The sequence below is a fragment of the Pseudomonas sp. MWU16-30316 genome, from assembly GCF_020515645.1.
GTDB classification, from domain to species: Bacteria; Pseudomonadota; Gammaproteobacteria; order Pseudomonadales; family Pseudomonadaceae; genus Aquipseudomonas; species Aquipseudomonas cerasi.
The window spans coordinates 123,704-142,480 of record NZ_JAIZAZ010000008.1; the positions used below are offsets into that span (position 1 = coordinate 123,704).

Here is an 18,777-nt window from a genome sequence, read left to right on the forward strand (position 1 = left end):
AGTTCACGAATGCAGGGTAAACAGCACTTGCGGGTCGACGCTCAAGGCAATGACTGCGTTTGCGGCATAAATCACGTTGTCGGTACTGTCTACCAGCAGCGGCTGCGGGCCACCGACATCGACCAGCAAGCGACTTTGCGCGCCCTGAAAAAACTGCCCGACCAGACGCCCATGAATATGGCCGTTTCCTGACATCAAACGCAGGTGCTCGGGGCGGCAGTAGACCGTGCCCGGTACGTCAGCACGGTGCCACGGCAGCTCGCCCCCGCTCACCTTGAGGCCTGACGGGGTGCGCTCGACCACGCTGAACGCATTCAGATTGCCGACAAACCCGGCGACGAATGCATTGGCAGGCTGTTGATAGATGTCCCTCGGCGTCGCCAATTGCGAGACGCAGCCTTTTTCCATGACCAGAATCCGGTCGCCCAGGGCCATCGCCTCGCCCTGATCGTGAGTGACGAACACCGAGGTGATGCCCAGCCCACGCAGCAACTGATCCAGCTCACTGCGCAAGCGCTCACGCAACTGTGCATCCAGTGCCGCCAGCGGCTCGTCCAGCAACAGCACCCGGGGGCGCGGCGCCAGCGCCCGGGCCAGCGCGACCCGTTGGCGCTGCCCGCCAGACAGCTCGTTGACGCGGCGCTTGCCGTGGCCGGTCAAACCGACCAGTTCCAGCAACTCATCGCAACGCTTGTTGCGCTCGGCAGCCGACAGACCACGAATCTTCAGGCCGTAAACGATATTGCCGGCCACATCGAGGTTGGGAAACAACGCGTAGTTCTGAAACACCATGCCCACGTCGCGCCGCTCGATGGGCAGACGTGTCACGTCCTGATCATCGAACAACACCTGCCCGACGTCCGGACGTTCAAGCCCGGCAATCAGCCGCAAGGTGGTGGTCTTGCCGCAACCGGACGGACCGAGAATCGCCAGCGTTTCGCCGGGCTCGATGGTCAGGTGCAGATCCTTTACAGCAACGGTGCCGTCGGCAAATGCCTTGCGGCAGCCTTTCAGGCGAATGGTGGTTCCGCTCATCGGCTCTCTCCACGGGCAAGACGCGCGCTGATGGCCTGCAACGCAATCAGCAGCGGCACAATCAGCAACAGAAAAAGAAGGGTGTAGGCACTGGCGACTTCCAGTCGGGCCGAGGCGTAACTGTCGGCCAGACCGACCGGCAGGGTTTTGGTCATCGGCGTGTGCAGCATCCAGGTCAGGTTGAATTCGCCCAGCGACAGGGTCACGACCATCAGCACACCGGCAAGAATCCCGGCCCGGCAGTTAGGCACCACCACACTGAAGAAACGCTTGATCGGCCCGGCGCCCAGACTGGCGGCCGCCTCTTCGAGCACCGGCAGTTGCTGACGCTGCATCACCGCCATGACCGGGCGCACCAGGAACGGCAGGGTGAACAACACGTGGCCGACCAGAATGAACAACCAGCTGCTGCGAAAGCCGCCGAACTGGCCGTAGGTCAGCAGTAACGCGAGGGCGCTGGCCAGACCGGGCATGGCGACGGGCAAGACCATCAATTCCTCGAAGGCCCGGCTGAAGCGATTGTTCATGCGCACCAGCGCATACGCTGCCGGGACGCCCACCAGACACACGCAGATTGCGCACGCCACGGCCAGTTGCAACGACAGCCAGACGGTCGGTGAATAGGCCTGCCAGACCTGCACCAGCCAGTCGAAGGTCAGACCGCTCGACAGGCCCAGAAAATAGTTGCGCGTCAGGCCGGCCAGTAACGACAGCACCACCGGGACCAGCATGAACGCGCAGACCAACAGCGTGAACGCCAGTTGTACTGCAAACAACGGAGAACGTTTCACAAGGGAACTCCCGATTTACCGACCATGCGCCGGGCCAGCAACAACACTGCCCACGTCACCAGCCCGAGGATTACCGACAGCGCTGCGGCCACCGTGAAGTTGGCGTAATTGGTGAACACGTTGTAGATCGCTACCGGCGTGACGTTCAGACGCGTGCCCAGGGTAAAGGCCGTGCCGAATGCGCCCATCGACGTGGCGAAGCAGATCGCGCCGCAGGACACCAGCGCGGGTGCCAGCCCCGGAACGATCACATCGCACACCACGCGCCAATGACCCGCGCCCAGCGAATGCGCGGCTTCTTCAAGGCTGCGATCAAGACTTTCGCAGGCCGCCATGACCGTCAGAATCACTCGCGGAATCGAGAAATACAGGTAGCCGATGAACAGTCCGGTCAGCGAATAGGCGAACACCCAGCGCTCGCCCGCCAGGTGCAACCCGAGCGCGGCGAAGATACCTTGGCGACCGGCCAGCAGAATCACCAGAAAGCCGACCACCACACCGGGAAACGCCAGAGGGAAGGTCAGCAAAGCCACCAGCGCAGAGCGTCCGAAGAAGTGGTTGCGGGCCAGAAACACACCGCTGATGCCGCCGACCAGTAACGCCGCGAGCGTCACCACCAGCGCCAGCAGGCAGGTTTGCGCCAGACTGCCCAGGTACTGAGGACTGCTCAGGACCTGCCAGTAACCGCTGCCATTGCCATCGGACCCTTGCGTGCCGAGCATGATCAGGTGGGTCAGCGGCAGCAGCCAGAATGCCAGCAATACGGCCATCGCCGGAGCCAGCGCCACCGCAGCGGTCGGGCGCAGCCGCAGCCTGAAAGATCCGCCCTTGCGCAGAGCCAGCGCTTGTTCCGGCGAGGCCGACATTACTTCACCTCACGCAGATAACGGGCGGCGAAGGCTTCCTGCACGGCGGCCATGTGCTGGTAATCCACCACACCGGCACGGGCGTAATCGCTGTCCGGCAAGAACTGCGCAGCAACATCGGCAGGCATCTTCGAGCGTACCGGGCGCAGATAGGCCTTGGCCCACAGCGCCTGACCTTCATCGGACAGCACGAAATCCAGCACCTTCTCGGCGTTGGCACGATGCGGCGCCTTGGCGACCATGCTCATCACATAGGGAACGCCGATGGTGCCTTCCTTGGGAATCACGAAGGCAACGTTGGCCTTGTCCTTGTAGCGAGCGCGATAGGCGTTGAAGTCATAGTCGACCAGAATCGGCAGCTCGCCGGACAGCACGCGTGCATAGGCGGTTTGCTTGGGCACGATGGGCAAGTTTTTCGCCAGTTTCTGGAAGTAGTCGATGGCCGGACCGAAGTTGTCCAGCGTGCCGCCCATGGCCTGGTTGATCGCCACGGCGGACACGTAACCGACGAACGCGCTGGACGGGTCGAGGTAGCCGACCATGCCCTTGTACTCGGGCTTGAGCAGATCCGCCCAGCTTTGCGGCACCGGCAGACCGCCCAGTGCGTCCACGTTGACCATGATGCCGAGGGTCCCGGAGTGAATCGCGAACCAGTGCCCTTCAGGGTCTTTCAAGCCTGCCGGAATCTCGTCCCAGTGTTTGGGTTTGTAGGCATCGACCACGCCGGCCTTCTGCGCCTGCAGGCCAAAGGTCACGCCGTAATAGACCATGTCAGCGACCGGTGCGGCCTGCTCGGCAACGATCTGCGCCAGCGCCTGGCCGGAGTTCTTGTTGTCCAGCGGCACCTGGACACCGGTGCTGTCGGCAATCGCCTTGAGCTGTGTTCCCCAGTCGGCCCATTCGGGCGGGCAGTTGTAGCAGATGGCGGTTTCGGCGGCCTGGGCGAGGCTGGCCGCACCACATAACAGCAGTGCCGCGAGGGTTTTACTGAGGCTGAGCATGAAGCATCTCCTGGTAGGGCTGGGTGCTTTCGCCGGGCCGGATGTGGCACGGCAGACAATGAGAAACAGGTACTGCGCCAGCAATCCGTGCCAGTAATTGGTCGATGACAATGTGCGCCAGCTCGGCGATGGGCTGAACCACGCTGCACAAGGTCGGGTGCATCTGCGTGCCGAGGGCGATGCCGTCGAAGCCGATCACCGACAGGCGCTCGGGAACGCCCCAGCCGTTGCGGCGTAATTCGGCAATCAGGCTGATGGCCAGCAAATCGTTGGAACAGACCAGCGCGCTGGGCGCGTCCGGGCCACGTAACAGGGGTTCCAGTGCAGCGAAATCGGCGCTTGTATGAGCAGGCATTTCAATCACTGGTCGCGCTTCAAGCCCACACTCGGCCATGGCGTCGCGATAGCCTTCATAACGCAGTCGGGCGCGGTCGGACTGCATGGCCGGGCCTGCGACCATGGCGACTCGCTGATGGCCTGCATCGATCAGGTAACGAGTGGCCAGCGCCATGCCCGCCCGGTTATCCACAGACACCGCGCTGTAATCCGGGTTACCGGTCTGGTGATAGGCCAGCACGAACGGAGTGTCTTCATTGATCAGGCTTTGCAGTACCCGGTTGTGCTCGGCGTCGGTCACCGTCAGCACCAGCCCGTCGACCCGCTGACGCAACAACTCCTCAACTACGGCGCTTTCACGCTCTGCGGTGTAGTCGGTGGTTGCCAGCAGCAGGTTATAACCCCGCGCCCGCGCCGCCCGCTCCATGGCCTGAAACTGTTCGGCAAACACCGGGTTGAGCAGGTTGGGCACCACCACGCCAATCAGGTTGGTGGTTTGCAGACGCAACTGGCGGCCCAGCCGATTGGGGCGAAAACCCAAGGCGCGGGCCGCAGCGAATACCCGCTCGCGGGTTTCCGAGCGCACGACGTCGGGGCTTGCGAAGGCACGTGCCGCAGTAGCCCGGGAAACCCCGGCCAGATGCGCTACCTCTTTCAGATCAGTCATTGTCGCTCACTTGAGATCGATCTCATTGACGGCGACTCTAGGCGTCGAACATGGCTATCTCGCTAACGACTCATGACTTTTTGATGACAAAAGAGCCCGAAGGCAGATTAAACGGATGGGGTTTGGCGAAGCGGGACCGGTCTGCGTTACCATCAGCGGTCCGACGCGGCAACCTGCTGCGCGCAGGAGTAGTCATGGCTCACCCGTTTGCAACACTTACTCCCGATCTGGTCCTGGATGCTGTCGAAAGCATCGGTTTTCTCAGCGATGCCCGCATCCTGGCGCTCAACAGTTACGAAAACCGCGTCTATCAGGTCGGTATCGAAGACGGCCAACCGCTGATCGCCAAGTTCTATCGCCCACAGCGCTGGACTACCGAAGCCATCCTTGAAGAGCACAGCTTCACCGCTGAACTGGTCGAGGTCGAAGTGCCCGTGGTCGCGCCCATGGTGCACAACGGCGCAACCCTGTTCGAGCACGCCGGTTTCCGTTTCACGCTGTTCCCGCGTCGCGGTGGACGAGCACCGGAGCCAGGCAATCTTGATCAGTTGTATCGCCTGGGCCAGTTACTGGGGCGTCTGCATGCCGTCGGCTCGACCAAACCGTTCGCGCACCGTGAAGCCCTGGGCGTGAAGAACTTCGGCCATGATTCGGTCAACTATCTGCTGCAAAACGACTGCATCCCGCGCAGCCTCCTGCCGGCTTACGAGTCGGTGGCCCGCGACCTGCTCAAGCGTGTCGAAGACGTTTACGCGGCCACACCGCACACCAACATCCGCATGCATGGCGACTGCCACCCCGGCAACATGATGTGCCGTGACGAGATGTTCCACATCGTCGATCTGGACGATTGCCGCCTCGGCCCTGCCGTCCAGGATATCTGGATGATGCTGGCCGGCGACCGCCAGGAACGTCTGGGTCAGCTGTCGGAGCTGATGGACGGCTACAACGAATTTCATGATTTTGATCCACGCGAGCTGGCCCTGATCGAACCGCTGCGTGCCTTGCGCCTGATGCACTACAGCGCCTGGCTGGCCCGGCGCTGGGATGACCCGGCGTTTCCGCACAGCTTTCCGTGGTTCGGCACGGAGCGCTATTGGGGCGACCATATCCTGGCCCTGCGCGAGCAGATGGCCGCACTGAATGAAGAGCCGTTGAAACTGTTTTGACCTGATGAGCCCCAGGTTATCGTGCGGCGCAAATCTGTGACGCGGAGCGTCACCCAAGGCATTCCCACGCTGGAGCGTGAGGAACGATAATCTCAACTATCGTGCGGCGCGCTGCGTCCGATCCTGAGCAAGCGGCGCGGCACAGATGTCGTGAATGAGTCGAACCTGTGTATAACATCGAGCGCTCCAGCGTCAGTACAATCAAAACCATCAACCGCATCACCCCACAATAAAACCGGAATTTTCTGCATTTAAGGGACGCTCCATGCAAGCTGCCAATCCACGCCGTGGATACATTCTGGGCCTGAGTGCTTACACCATCTGGGGCCTGTTCCCCATCTACTTCAAAGCCATTGCCGCGGTTCCGGCCATCGAAATCATCATCCATCGCGCGCTCTGGTCGGCGCTCTTCGGCTCGATTGTGCTGATGTTCTGGAAGCATCCCGGCTGGTGGCGCGACCTGCGCGACAATCCGCAACGGCTGGCCGTGCTGGCGCTGAGCGGCACGCTGATCGCCAGCAACTGGATCATCTACGTCTGGGCAGTGAACAACGGGCGCATGCTGGAGGCCAGCCTCGGGTATTACATCAACCCGCTGGTCAACGTGCTGCTCGGCATGTTGCTGCTGGGCGAGCGCCTCAGACGCCTGCAAATGCTGGCGGTCGCTTTCGCCGCGATGGGTGTCGCACAGCAGGTCTGGCACGTCGGCAGCCTGCCGTGGGTGTCGCTGGCGCTGCCACTGACCTTCGCGTTCTATGGGCTGATCCGTAAACAAGCCCCGGTCGCTGCCCTGCCCGGCCTGGTGGTCGAAACCTGGATGCTCGTGCCGCTGGCACTGATCTGGCTGACGCTCAACCCGACGGCCGTGAGCGCCCAGCCGGAATTCTGGACCACCACGCAAGCCATCTGGCTGGCCGCCGCAGGCCCGGTGACGCTGGTACCGCTGGTGTGCTTCAACGCCGCCGCCCGCCATTTGCCGTTCACCACCCTGGGCTTCCTGCAATACATCGCGCCCACACTGGTCCTGCTACTGGCTGTGCTGCTGTATGGCGAACACCTGACCACCAGCACCATCATCACCTTCGCTTTCATCTGGACGGGGCTGGCGATCTACAGTGTGGATATCTGGCTGAAATCCCGCGGCCGTCACTGATCAAAAAACAGACAACATCTTGCAGGCCACGCAAAACGTGGCCTGCAAAGGGTTCTCCAAGGGTTATCCACAGGCAGACTCACCTTATCTGTGCACAAGCCCTTGAAACTGCTGGATTTTTGATCAATCGCCGCCAAGCCACGGCCGACGTGGCGCGCAACGCGATTCCCCCAGGTTATCCACAGGCAGGAGCACGATTAACTTGGATAACCTGGATACCTTTCCAAGCATTGAATTATGCACACTTTTTGGTACACTCCAAATATGAGTAATCTCCCACCCACTTTGACCGTCAAGTTTTTCCGGACCGAAACAGGCAATGAACCTGTACGTGAATGGCTGATCGATCTGCCACGCGATGATCGTAAGGCAGTCGGCACTGACATCAAGACGGTCCAGTTCGGATGGCCAATAGGTATGCCTGTGGTCCGTAAAATGGAGCCAGACCTTTGGGAAGTCAGAATTGATTTGAAGGAAAAGATTGCACGAGTACTGTTTACCGTCGAAGCCCGCACAATGGTTTTGCTTCATGGCTTCATCAAAAAAGTGAAAAAACTCCCGCGTCCGATCTGGAAACTGCCAGACAGCGCAAGGCAGCACTGAAGAGGAAAAGGTAATGAACGAGCACATTGGCTCCGACTTCGATGATTTCCTTGCCGAGCAAGGTTTTGCCGAGGAGGTTTCTGCCGCAGCTCTGAAGCGAGTCATCTCTTGGCAGATCGCCGAAGTCATGAAAAAGCAAAAGGTGACCAAGAAGGCCCTTGCCGAGCGCATGCACACAAGCCGGACGGCAGTGGACAGGGCCCTGGATCAAAACGATCCGGGAATGACTCTTGCGACGCTGGCCAGCGCAGCAAGAGCGCTGGGGCAACGTGTAGAAGTCAGACTGGTACCGGAGCGAGAAGCAGTCCGCAGCTGAATAAAAACAGTGATCGGACTTACTCCTTGGCCCCCAGCACCAACTCCACCATCAAATCATCCGCCAGAGTCTCGAGCGCCGTCTGCAGGTCATCCAGTGAAAGGTCCTGAGGGACGCCCAACACCGCGTCGGCGTGGAACAGCAGTTCGCTGCTCATGGGCGCGGGGGACACGTTGGTAATCAGGTGTTCGACATTGACGCCCTGCCCGGCCAGCAAACGGGTGATGTCGCGTACGATGCCGGGGCGGTCGTTGCCGACCAGTTCCATGCTGATCATTCGAGTCGTATCGGTGGTCTCGACCACGCTCTCGGCCAGCAACATGCGGATGCCATGGGCTGACAAACCATTCAGGGCCTTGATCAGGTCATCATAGTTTTCTGCCTCGACGCCTACCTTGAGGATCCCGGCAAATTGTCCGGCCATGCGCGACATGCGACTTTCCAGCCAGTTGCCGCCATGCTCGGCGATGCAGCGTGCGATGCGTTCGACCTGACCCGGTTTGTCGGGAGCAACCAGCGTTACGACGAGATGATCCACGGTCAATTCCTCTTTCTGCACAGATGATTTGGAGACAGCGTCGGTCTTACGAGTATAGGCATGCCCGAAGGGCAGCTCGCTCGCGGTAAATCGTGTACCGTTTGCCACGCTTTATGGAACAATCCTGAGCGTTTCTGGGAACACGGTGAATATCACCGTGACCCAATATGAATATCCAGTCGTTTAGTGACATATTCAGCGACGTTTTCACGCGATGACGGCTCATGTAGTATCCCGAATTGCGCACTACATGACACCAAAATCAATAACAGAGCGCTCCCCGAGTGTGCTCGACCCTGCTGAGCAGAGTGAGGCAAGTGCAATGACTGAGTACGTTCAAGTCGGTGACCTGCAAGTCGCCAGAGTCCTGTTCGACTTCGTGCAGAACGAAGCCACCCCCGGAACCGGCGTCGACGCCACTGCGTTCTGGGCCGGTGCGGACCAACTGATCCACGACCTTGCGCCAAAGAACAAGGCACTGCTCGCCAAACGTGATGAGTTACAGGCGAAAATCGACGCCTGGCACCAGTCGCATGCCGGGCAGGCTCACGACGCCTCGGCCTACAAAGCCTTCCTTCAGGAGATCGGTTACCTGCTGCCAGAAGCAGCGGACTTCCAGATCACCACGCAAAACGTCGATGAAGAAATCGCCACCATGGCCGGCCCGCAGCTGGTCGTGCCGGTGATGAACGCCCGGTTTGCGCTGAATGCGTCGAACGCCCGCTGGGGTTCGCTGTATGACGCGCTCTATGGCACCGACGCCATCAGCGAAGCAGGCGGCGCGGAAAAGGGTAAAGGCTACAACAAGGTGCGTGGCGACAAGGTGATCGCGTTCGCTCGTGCCTTTCTCGATCAGGCTGCGCCTCTGGCAGCAGGTTCACATGCAGACTCGACGGCTTACAAACTGATCGACGGCAAGCTGGTCGTCAGTCTCAAGGGTGGCAGCAATACCGGCCTGCACGATGACGCCCAACTGGTCGGTTTTCAAGGCGATGCCCTGGCACCGTTTGCCTTGCTGCTCAAGCACAACGGCCTGCACTTCGAACTGCAGATCGACGCCGCCAGCCCGGTCGGGCAGACCGATCCGGCAGGCGTGAAAGACATCCTCATGGAAGCGGCGCTGACCACCATCATGGACTGCGAAGACTCCATTGCCGCCGTCGATGCCGACGACAAAGTGGTTGTCTACCGCAACTGGCTGGGCCTGATGAAGGGTGATCTGGCCGAATCGGTGTCCAAGGGCGGTGAAACCTTTACCCGCACCATGAACCCGGACCGCGTCTACACCACGCCAGAGGGCGGCGAAGTCACGCTGCATGGTCGCTCGCTGTTATTCATTCGCAACGTGGGTCACCTGATGACCATCGATGCGATACTCGACAAGCATGGCAACGAAGTGCCGGAAGGCATTCTCGATGGCCTGCTGACCAGCCTTGCAGCCATCCATAACCTAAACGGCAACACCTCGCGCAGCAACAGCCGCAGCGGCTCGATGTACATCGTCAAACCGAAGATGCACGGCCCGGAGGAAGCTGCATTCACCAACGAACTGTTCGGGCGCATCGAGCAGGTACTGGGCTTGCCGCGTAACACCTTGAAGGTCGGGATCATGGACGAGGAGCGCCGTACCACGGTCAACCTCAAGGCCTGCATTGAGGCCGCCAGCGAGCGCGTGGTGTTCATCAACACCGGCTTCCTCGACCGCACCGGTGACGAAATCCATACCTCCATGGAAGCAGGCCCGGTGGTGCGCAAGGCGCAGATGAAAGCCGAGAAGTGGATCGCTGCCTACGAGAACTCCAACGTCGACATCGGCCTGAAATGCGGCCTGCAAGGTCGCGCACAGATCGGCAAAGGCATGTGGGCCATGCCGGACCTGATGGCCGCCATGCTGGAGCAGAAAATCGCTCATCCACTGGCGGGTGCGAACACCGCCTGGGTTCCCTCACCTACGGCAGCCGCGCTGCACGCCCTGCACTATCACAAGGTCGACGTGTTCGCCCGTCAGGCCGAACTGGCGCAGCGCGAGCAAGCCTCGGTGGATGACATTCTGACCATTCCGCTGGCACCGAATACTGACTGGACGCCGGAAGAAATCCAGAACGAACTGGACAACAATGCGCAGGGCATTCTTGGCTATGTCGTGCGCTGGATCGATCAGGGAGTGGGGTGTTCGAAAGTGCCGGACATCAACGACATCGGCCTGATGGAAGACCGCGCCACGCTGCGCATCTCCAGCCAGCACATGGCCAACTGGCTGCGTCACGGCGTTGTCAGCGAAGCTCAGGTCCTGGAAAGCCTCAAGCGCATGGCACCGGTGGTGGATCGCCAGAACGCCAACGACCCGCTGTATCGCCCTCTGGCACCCGACTTCGACAACAACATCGCCTTCCAGGCGGCGGTCGAGCTGGTCATCGAAGGCACCCGGCAGCCCAACGGCTACACCGAGCCGGTATTGCACCGTCGCCGCAGGGAGTTCAAGGCCATCAACGGCCTGTAACTCGCCGCCCGGGCAATTGCAGGTTCTGGTCCTTGCCGGGCCAGAACCTGCAAGGGCTCACTGCCTCAACTTATCCCCAATTCCCGCTTGACCAGCTTCACCAATTGCTTGGTATTGAGCGGTTTGAGAAGGAAGTCCACCACGTTCAGGTGCATGGCATCGATGGCATCGCGCACGTTGGCGTCGCCGGACACGATGATGATCGGCAGCTCGGCCCGATCCGACTCACGAACCTTGCGAATCAGATCCAGCCCGTCAAAAGGAGCCATCCGCAAGTCGGTGATCAGCAGTCCGATAGACTGACGCGTGTGGATCATCTGCAGCGCAGTATCGCCACCGGGCGCAGTCATGCAACTGATGTCATTGAGGCTTAGAATTTCGGCCAGCAGCTCTCGCGCGTCGCTGTCGTCATCGACGATCAGGACCCGTTGCGGGGCGTCGCGGGCGGGCGTGAGCATGACCTCATGGAGGGCATCGCGCTCATCGTCGCTCAGAATATCGTGGTCAATCATTGCAGTCTCATCATTCCCTGAACTAATCCGACAGCAGATACGGGTCAATCTGCGATGCATTTCGTCGGCATCCCGGCCGGTCTCCGCTCGCAATCCGTTGCGCTCGTCAAATCAGTTATGTCGCAACCAGCACGACTGTGTCACTGGGTTCAAGGTAAGACTTACGTCCAATGGGCACCTGGCTGCAAGCGGCCGACCATGAGCACCAATAACAAGAACGCGGAACAGGCCATGAGCAAGGCAGATGCTTTCACCCAGGCAGGCAAGACAGCCGTGCTGCAGAACATACACGGCACCATGCAGTTTCTGCAAAAATTCCCGCCGTTCAATCAGATGGAAAACGCTCACCTGGCCTATCTGGTCGAGCAGTGCCAGCTGCGCTTCTACGCTGCCGGTGAAAGCATCATCAAGCCTGGCGACGGACCGGTGGAGCACTTTTACATCGTCAAACAGGGTCGGATAGTCGGCGAGCGTCCGCATTCTGCCAAAGGCGGTACGGAAACGACATTTGAAATAACCACGGGTGAGTGTTTTCCGCTCGCCGCCCTGCTCGGCGAGCGTGCCACCCGCACCGAGCATCTGGCTGCCGAGGACACCTTCTGCCTGCAATTGAACAAGCAAGCGTTCATCAAGCTGTTCGCGCTCTCCACAACCTTTCGCGACTTTGCCCTGCGCGGCGTCAGCAGCCTGCTGGATCAAGTCAATCAGCAGGTCCAGCAGCGCGCCGTCGAAACCCTCGGCACGCAATACTCTCTGAACACCCGGCTGGGTGAACTTGCCATGCGCCATCCGGTGATGTGCAGCCCGGAAACGCCCATGCGCGACGCCGTGAAGCTGATGCATGAGCAGCAGGTAGGCAGCATCGTGATTGTCGACGAGCGGCAGGCGCCGCTGGGTATCTTTACCCTGCGCGACCTGCGTGAGGCGGTTGCCGATGTGAATGCCGACTTCAGCGCGCCGGTCAGGCACACCATGAGTCTGTCACCGTTCCACCTGAGCCCGGACGCCAGTGCGTTCGACGCCGCCATCGCCATGACCGGACGCCATATCGCCCACGTGTGCCTGGTCCGGGACGGGCGGTTGTGCGGCGTGGTGTCGGAGCGGGATCTGTTTTCCCTGCAACGGGTCGACCTGGTGCACCTGGCGCGGACCATTCGCAACGCGCCACGCATCGAAGCGCTCACCGGCTTGCGCGGCGATATCGTCCAGCTGGTCGATCGCATGCTTGCCCACGGCGCGTCTTCGACGCAGATAACCCAGATCATCACCCTGCTCAACGATCACACCGTATGCCGGGTGATCGAGCTGACGCTTGCAGAGAGAGGCGACCCTGGCATTGCGTTCAGCTGGCTGTGTTTTGGCAGCGAAGGCCGTCGCGAGCAGACGCTGCATACCGATCAGGACAACGCCATTTTGTTCGAAGCGCGCGATGCCGCAGAGGCAGAGCAGATTCGCAAAGTACTGCTGCCAATTGCCGAACGCATCAACCAGAGCCTGGCGCAATGTGGATTTACCCTGTGCAAGGGCAACATCATGGCCGGCAATCCCGACCTGTGTCTGTCGCAACTTGAATGGTCACAGCGTTTCTCGACATTTATTCGCGAGGCGACGCCGGAGAACCTGCTGGCCTCGAGTATCTATTTCGATCTGCGCGTGGTCTGGGGTGATGAAAGCGGCGGCGAGCAACTGCGCCGCGGCATTCTTGATCAGGTCGCAGACAACCGGCTGTTCCAGCGCATGATGGCCGAGAATGCGCTGCGCCAGCGTCCGCCGGTGGGTCGTTTCAAGGATTTCGTGCTGGCGCGCAAAGGCAGTGAAAAGGACACCCTGGACCTCAAGGTCGAAGGCCTGACGCCCTTCGTCGACGGGGCGCGCCTGCTGGCACTGGCCAACGGTATCGGCGTGAGCAACACGCAGGAACGCCTGCGCCAACTGGTCGAGCGCGAAGTCATCGACCCGCTCGACGGTGCTGCGTATGAGGAGGCCTATCACTTCATTCAGCAGACCCGCATGCAGCAACATCAGCTGCAGAGTCGCCAGAATCTGGCTTATTCCAACCGCATCGACCCCGACACACTCAACCATCTGGACCGGCGCATTCTGCGCGAATCGTTTCGCCAGGCGCAGCGATTGCAAACCAGCCTGACCCTGCGTTATCAACTATGAATCTGTTCGAATGGCTCAAGCCACGGCCGAAAAAAACGCCTTTGCATGCACATCAACTGGAGCGCCTCGAACGACTGCCGGTGTGCGCGAACCTCAGCGGCACACCGCTGCGTGAACAGCGCTGGGTCGTGCTGGATCTGGAAACCAGCGGCCTGAACATGAACCGTGATCAGGTGCTGTCCATGGGTGCGGTGGTGATTGAAGACGGCGCCATCGATCTGGGCCAGCAGTTCGAGCGCACGCTGTTGCGCGTCGACCACAAGATCAGCCCCGCCGTTCTGATTCATGGGCTGGCGCCCAGTGCGATTGCCGCGGGCAGTGAGCCGGTCGAGGCTTTGCTGGACTTCATGGAGTTCGTCGGTGACAGCCCGATCCTCGGCTTTCACGCGCCATTCGATCAGCACATGCTGTCGCGTGCCTTGAAGGAAAGCCTGGGCTATCGCTTGCAGCATCCGTTTTTCGACGCTGCCGAAATAGCTCCGATGCTCTGCGAGCACGCCAACCTGCGTCATGCCGGGCTGGATGACTGGACCCGTTTCTTTGGTCTGCACGCCGAAGAGCGTCACCACGCCAGCGCCGATGCGCTGGTCACCGCAGAACTGGCGCTGATCCTGTTCAGCCATGCCCGTCGCCAGCAGATCGACAGCCCCTTGCGGCTTGAGGAAGCACTCGGGCAATGGCGCAGACGCAGACAGTCGCATTCGTTCTGAGTGCGGCTGCGTCAGCGCCTCACATTCAGTTCGGGGCGATGGTCTTGGCGATCACATCCACCGTCGCTTCGACCTGCTCCCGGTAGCGCTTGAGCTCGACCTTGTGCAATTGCTCAAGCTCGATCTGCTGCGAACAAAGGTTCAGCGCAGCAAGGACCAGCAGACGGTCACCGATCAACGTCGGGTATTTGCGCTTGGTGTCGGCCAGCGACGCATTAAGCATCGCGGCGGCCTTCATGAGGGTCAGGTCTTCGCCAGCCGGCGCCTTGACCGAGTACTCATTGCCCAGAATAGTGAGGACGGTTACACCGCTGCCATCGACGTTCATGCGCCGACAGCACTTGCGCTGGTCGCGCGATCAACCAGTGCCTGGATGCGCGCGGCAGTGCTGCCATGCTTCTCTTCCTGCTCCATCAGACTCAGTTGCAAGTTCTCGTTCTCGTCCTTGGCTTTTGCCAGCTCGGCACCGAGCTGTGCATTTGTTTCCTGAAGGGCCTGGTTCTGCTGCACCAGATCGCCGACAAGTTGTTCCAATTGGCTAAGGGAGGCTTCCAACATTTTGATTTCTCGAGCAAATTTCAACGGGCGCGTACGATAAAGAAAAGTCGCTGCGCATACCAGCGCTCAGGCTTCGATACCGCTCTGTCATGACATCGACATGTCGATAACGTAGACGCGTAGGGGGCTTGTGACTGCGTATTCGGTATCCGGTTCCTGCTGTTCGTCAGACTGCCTGAAACTGCGACAAATGCGCGCAGCCAATGGGCAGACTGCCATCGTAGAAAAAGCCCCCGCCCCGTCTTTTCAAGGGGTTGCGCCCGATCCGCGAGAGAAATGAAGAATTCGTCACGATTAAGTCACAGGCGATACGTGCCTATTAACTCAAGACTTCAGTCGCACGTCCGATAGGCACCCCACTCACGGCTTTATCCCCGTCTCTAAATCGCATGGAACGCGTAAATGACCCTGGAAGCTTTCTATGTCCCTGCGAAATATGAACATCGCGCCCCGAGCGTTTCTTGGATTTGCCATGATCGGCACCCTCATGCTGATTCTGGGCGTCTTTGCACTGTCACAGATGAGCAAGATCCGCGGCGCCACCGAGGTGCTGGCCGACAGCAACGTGCCCAGCATCAAGAGCCTCGATCGCTTCGCTGAAGTCAGTATTCGTCTGCGGGTATTGTCCTATCGATTGCTGGTCAATCGCGATCCGGAAACCCAGCAGAAAACCATCGAACTGATGGCGATGCGCAACAAGCAGATCACTGACGCTCAGACCGTTTACGAAAAGCTGATCAGCGCGCCCGAAGAGCGCAACCTCTATAGCCAGTACGTGCAGTTGCTGGGGCAGTATCGCCAGCTTGAGGATCGTCTGAAGACGCTGAGCCGTGCGAACAACATCGACCAATTGCAGGAGTTGCTCAACAACGAAATGGTCAGCAACTCCGACCAGATGAACGTTGTGCTGCGCAAACTGGTGGAGATCAATACGGCACAGTTGAATGAGGTCAAGGAACAGGCCTCCAGCGAGTACGACTCGGCATTCAATATGGTGATCGGACTGCTGATCGCTGCCACCCTGCTGACCCTCGTGTTTGCCTGGATGCTGATCAAGAGCATTACCACACCGATTGCCACCGCACTGCTTGCAGCAGAGACCATCGCGCAAGGCAATCTGACCCGGCCGATCAGTATCGATGGCACCGATGAAGCCGGTCGTCTGCTGCTGGCCATGAAAACCATGCAGGACAAGCTGCGCGATACCTTGCAGGGTATTTCCGGCTCGGCCACGCAACTGGCCTCGGCAGCCGAAGAGCTGAATGCTGTCACTGACGAAAGCGCACGCGGGCTGGTGCAGCAAAATGATGAAATAGAACAGGCAGCCACTGCGGTCAACCAGATGACCAGTGCCGTGGAAGAAGTTGCACGCAACGCCACCAGCACCTCGCAGGCCTCGCGCAGCGCGGCCACCTCTGCGGGCGATGGCCGCGACCTGGTTCAGGAAACCGTCATCGCCATCGAACGCATGAGTGGCGACGTGCAAGGCACTGCCGAGCTGATCATCAGCCTGGCCAATGAATCGCGCGATATCGGCAAAGTGCTCGACGTGATTCGCGGCCTGGCCGACCAGACCAACCTGCTGGCATTGAACGCCGCCATCGAAGCCGCGCGCGCCGGTGAAGCAGGACGTGGCTTTGCCGTCGTCGCCGACGAAGTCCGTGCCCTGGCCCATCGCACCCAGCAATCGACCAGCGAAATCGAACGCATGATCAGCAGCATTCAGACCGGCACGGAACAGGCCGTCAGCTCGATGCGCAACAGCACCGAACGCGCCGAATCGACCCTGAACATCGCCAAGGGCGCGGGCCAGGCATTGAACACCATCAACAGCGCCGTGGAGGAAATCAACGAACGCAACATGGTCATCGCCAGCGCCGCCGAAGAACAGGCACAGGTCGCCCGCGAAGTGGACCGCAACCTGGTCAACATCCGCGATCTCTCGGCACAATCCACCAACGGCGCCAACCAGACCAGCGCAGCCAGCACCGAGCTGTCACGCCTGGCAATCGACCTCAACGGCATGGTGGCGCGCTTCGCGCTTTGATTGCAGGCAGGTACCTGACTCTCGTGCCAATGCTCCGTGTTGGCATGCCTTTCTGGACGCTCGCGTCCTCTTGCGACGCAGAGCGTCGAGAACTGCATTCCCACGCTGGAGCGTGAGGAACGATGCTCTCGACTATCGTGCGACGCAGAGCGTCGAGAAGTGCATTCCCACGCTGGAGCGTGAGGAACGATGCTCTCGACTATCGTGCGGCGCAGAGCGTCGGGAACCGCATTCCCACGCTGGAGCGTGCGGAACGATGCTCTCGACTATCGTGCGGCGCTCTGCGTCGCATGCCTTTCTGGACGCTCTGCGTCCTCTTGCGAATCAGGGCGGTTAAAGCCTCACACTCGCAAACGTCGACTCATTACGCGCCTGACTCAAGGCCGACATCGGCCCGGACAACGGGGCGAGCACCAAGGCCTGCGGGATTGGCATCATGGCAACCTGCTGTGCGGTGTTGGACCCTACGCGCTCGTCACGCGGCGGGATGCCGAAGTATTCGCGGTAGCATTTGGAGAAGTGCGGCGTCGACACGAAGCCGCACACCGACGCCACTTCGATGATCGACATCGGGGTCTGCTTGAGCAGTTGCCGGGCGCGAATCAAGCGCAGTTTCAGGTAGTAGCGCGAAGGCGAACAATGCAGGTATTTCTGGAACAACCGCTCCAGCTGCCTGCGTGAAACGGCGACATACACAGCCAGTTCGTCAAGATCGATCGGCTCCTCGAGATTGGCTTCCATCAGCGCCACGATTTCCTGCAGCTTCGGCTGATTGGTACCGAGCATGTGCTTGAGCGGCACGCGCTGATGGTCCTGTTCGTTGCGAATGCGCTCGTAGACGAACATCTCGGAAATGGCTGCCGACAACTCGCGCCCATGATCACGACTGATCAGGTGCAGCATCATGTCCAGTGGTGCGGTGCCACCCGAGCTGGTGAAACGGTTGCGGTCCAGCGTGAACAGCCGGGTGCTCATCGACACCCGTGGAAAGGCTTCCTGCATCGAAGCCAGACATTCCCAATGCACGCTGCACTCGAAACCATCCAGCAGGCCTGCGCACGCCAGCGCCCAACTGCCGGTGCACACCGCGCCCAGACGACGCGACTGACGTGCCTGGCTCTGTAGCCAACTGACGTGTTCACGCGTGACGGAGCGTTGAATACCGACACCGCCGCAGACGATAACCGTGTCGAGCAAAGGAGCCTTGTGCATTGCCGCATCCGGCGTGATCTGCAGACCATCGCTGGCCCAGACCTGTCCGCCGTCGACACTCAGCGTGGTCCAGCGATACAGCTCGCGGCCCGACAACTGATTGGCCATGCGAAGGGGTTCTACCGCCGATGCGAGGGAGATCAGGGTGAAGTTATCCAGCAGCAGAAAGCCGATGGACTGTGGCGCGCGGTTCTGGGGTTGAGTCCCTTGATTGAACGATGTCATCACACTATCTCCTCTCATATGGCAATGGTTGGCCCCAGAACAGGCTCTTCTTGTAGCCCTCGTCATTGCAGGGCCTGGTGATGACATCGCAAATCCCATGCCGGAAATTGATCGCTCATTCAAGAACACCTGAAAACGACGTCGCGAAGCGTCTAACCGGCTGCGACCCACGTACCTGTCAGCGACGCCAAGGCCGCCGCAGGCGCAGTTCGATGAGCAGTTCGGTAGCACTTGGCGGAAACGACCAAGGGGCCTTCGCACGCCAAGTGCTACTCAAGGCACATCCCGATAAAACCCTGCCGAGGGCAGGCGTTCGCGCTAAAAAGTGGCGGCCTGCAGGGCGCGTGATCGAAAAGCGCGCAGCCGCCAAAA

Annotated in this window: 17 protein-coding genes and 1 pseudogene; 8 read left to right on the forward strand and 10 right to left on the reverse strand. The window is 60.2% G+C overall.

Going from position 1 to position 18,777, the window contains the following annotated elements; translation table 11 throughout:
• Window positions 1-3: 3 nt before the first annotated feature.
• The 5 genes from LCH65_RS22335 to LCH65_RS22355 are packed head-to-tail and all read right to left on the reverse strand — an operon-like array spanning window position 4 to window position 4,696.
• On the reverse strand, window positions 4-1,035 hold the full coding sequence (locus LCH65_RS22335) for an ABC transporter ATP-binding protein (protein ID WP_226439806.1): 1,032 nt from the start codon (window positions 1,033-1,035) through the stop codon (window positions 4-6).
• Window positions 1,032-1,826: an ABC transporter permease subunit gene (locus tag LCH65_RS22340; RefSeq protein WP_003432594.1), complete on the reverse strand. Its 795-nt coding sequence runs from the start codon at window positions 1,824-1,826 to the stop codon at window positions 1,032-1,034. The genes LCH65_RS22335 and LCH65_RS22340 overlap by 4 nt, the downstream gene beginning before the upstream one ends.
• Window positions 1,823-2,692 carry an ABC transporter permease gene (locus LCH65_RS22345; protein WP_024661938.1) on the reverse strand — a complete coding sequence of 290 codons (870 nt, stop codon included), beginning with the start codon at window positions 2,690-2,692 and terminating at the stop codon, window positions 1,823-1,825. Before LCH65_RS22345 ends, LCH65_RS22340 begins: the two co-directional genes overlap by 4 nt.
• A complete protein-coding gene (locus LCH65_RS22350) occupies window positions 2,692-3,693 on the reverse strand; it encodes an ABC transporter substrate-binding protein (protein ID WP_226439807.1) in 1,002 nt (333 codons plus the stop codon). Before LCH65_RS22350 ends, LCH65_RS22345 begins: the two co-directional genes overlap by 1 nt.
• Window positions 3,677-4,696: a substrate-binding domain-containing protein gene (locus tag LCH65_RS22355; protein WP_044309134.1), complete on the reverse strand. Its 1,020-nt coding sequence runs from the start codon at window positions 4,694-4,696 to the stop codon at window positions 3,677-3,679. Before LCH65_RS22355 ends, LCH65_RS22350 begins: the two co-directional genes overlap by 17 nt.
• 194 nt (window positions 4,697-4,890) lie before the next feature.
• Between LCH65_RS22355 and LCH65_RS22360 the strand changes: the two genes are divergently transcribed.
• From LCH65_RS22360 to LCH65_RS22375, 4 genes and pseudogenes are all read left to right on the forward strand, one after another.
• Window positions 4,891-5,865, forward strand: coding sequence for a serine/threonine protein kinase (locus LCH65_RS22360; protein ID WP_003432591.1), 975 nt, complete (start codon window positions 4,891-4,893; stop codon window positions 5,863-5,865).
• A 265-nt stretch (window positions 5,866-6,130) separates the two neighbouring features.
• Window positions 6,131-7,018 carry an EamA family transporter RarD gene (gene rarD / locus LCH65_RS22365; RefSeq protein WP_226439808.1) on the forward strand — a complete coding sequence of 296 codons (888 nt, stop codon included), beginning with the start codon at window positions 6,131-6,133 and terminating at the stop codon, window positions 7,016-7,018.
• A 264-nt stretch (window positions 7,019-7,282) separates the two neighbouring features.
• Window positions 7,283-7,635: pseudogene (locus tag LCH65_RS22370) on the forward strand (type II toxin-antitoxin system RelE/ParE family toxin).
• On the forward strand, window positions 7,635-7,937 hold the full coding sequence (locus tag LCH65_RS22375; protein WP_058416062.1) for an XRE family transcriptional regulator: 303 nt from the start codon (window positions 7,635-7,637) through the stop codon (window positions 7,935-7,937). Before LCH65_RS22370 ends, LCH65_RS22375 begins: the two are co-directional and overlap by 1 nt.
• A gap of 19 nt (window positions 7,938-7,956) precedes the next feature.
• On the opposite strand, the gene LCH65_RS22380 is transcribed toward LCH65_RS22375, so the two are convergent.
• Window positions 7,957-8,475, reverse strand: a complete 519-nt coding sequence (locus LCH65_RS22380; protein ID WP_003432583.1) for an ACT domain-containing protein — start codon at window positions 8,473-8,475, stop codon at window positions 7,957-7,959.
• A gap of 322 nt (window positions 8,476-8,797) precedes the next feature.
• Here LCH65_RS22380 and LCH65_RS22385 point away from each other — a divergent pair, with 322 nt between their 5' ends.
• On the forward strand, window positions 8,798-10,975 hold the full coding sequence (locus tag LCH65_RS22385; RefSeq protein ID WP_058416061.1) for a malate synthase G: 2,178 nt from the start codon (window positions 8,798-8,800) through the stop codon (window positions 10,973-10,975).
• A gap of 65 nt (window positions 10,976-11,040) precedes the next feature.
• Here the strand turns inward: LCH65_RS22385 and LCH65_RS22390 are convergent, their stop codons facing one another.
• The gene (locus LCH65_RS22390) at window positions 11,041-11,487 is read right to left on the reverse strand and encodes a response regulator (protein WP_003372457.1); all 447 of its coding nucleotides are present in this window, start codon (window positions 11,485-11,487) and stop codon (window positions 11,041-11,043) included.
• Window positions 11,488-11,718: 231 nt separating this feature from the next.
• On the opposite strand from LCH65_RS22390, the gene LCH65_RS22395 reads away from it, so the two are divergent.
• Window positions 11,719-13,653: a DUF294 nucleotidyltransferase-like domain-containing protein gene (locus LCH65_RS22395; RefSeq protein WP_003432578.1), complete on the forward strand. Its 1,935-nt coding sequence runs from the start codon at window positions 11,719-11,721 to the stop codon at window positions 13,651-13,653.
• Entirely contained in the window at window positions 13,650-14,363 is a 714-nt protein-coding gene (locus tag LCH65_RS22400) for a 3'-5' exonuclease (RefSeq protein WP_003372461.1), read from the forward strand. The genes LCH65_RS22395 and LCH65_RS22400 overlap by 4 nt, the downstream gene beginning before the upstream one ends.
• Before the next feature lie 25 nt (window positions 14,364-14,388).
• Here LCH65_RS22400 and LCH65_RS22405 read toward each other — a convergent pair whose 3' ends face one another.
• Both LCH65_RS22405 and LCH65_RS22410 read right to left on the reverse strand, forming a co-directional pair.
• Complete coding sequence (locus LCH65_RS22405) at window positions 14,389-14,691, reverse strand: cell division protein ZapA (RefSeq protein WP_003316170.1); 303 nt, start codon at window positions 14,689-14,691, stop codon at window positions 14,389-14,391.
• Complete coding sequence (locus LCH65_RS22410) at window positions 14,688-14,921, reverse strand: hypothetical protein (protein WP_003316169.1); 234 nt, start codon at window positions 14,919-14,921, stop codon at window positions 14,688-14,690. Before LCH65_RS22410 ends, LCH65_RS22405 begins: the two co-directional genes overlap by 4 nt.
• A 421-nt stretch (window positions 14,922-15,342) precedes the next feature.
• Between LCH65_RS22410 and LCH65_RS22415 the strand changes: the two genes are divergently transcribed.
• The gene (locus LCH65_RS22415; protein ID WP_096128356.1) at window positions 15,343-16,968 is read left to right on the forward strand and encodes a methyl-accepting chemotaxis protein; all 1,626 of its coding nucleotides are present in this window, start codon (window positions 15,343-15,345) and stop codon (window positions 16,966-16,968) included.
• 333 nt (window positions 16,969-17,301) lie between these two features.
• Here LCH65_RS22415 and LCH65_RS22420 read toward each other — a convergent pair whose 3' ends face one another.
• Window positions 17,302-18,405 (reverse strand): GlxA family transcriptional regulator, encoded by a 1,104-nt coding sequence (locus LCH65_RS22420; protein ID WP_003432573.1) that lies wholly within the window; start codon window positions 18,403-18,405, stop codon window positions 17,302-17,304.
• Window positions 18,406-18,777: the final 372 nt, after the last annotated feature.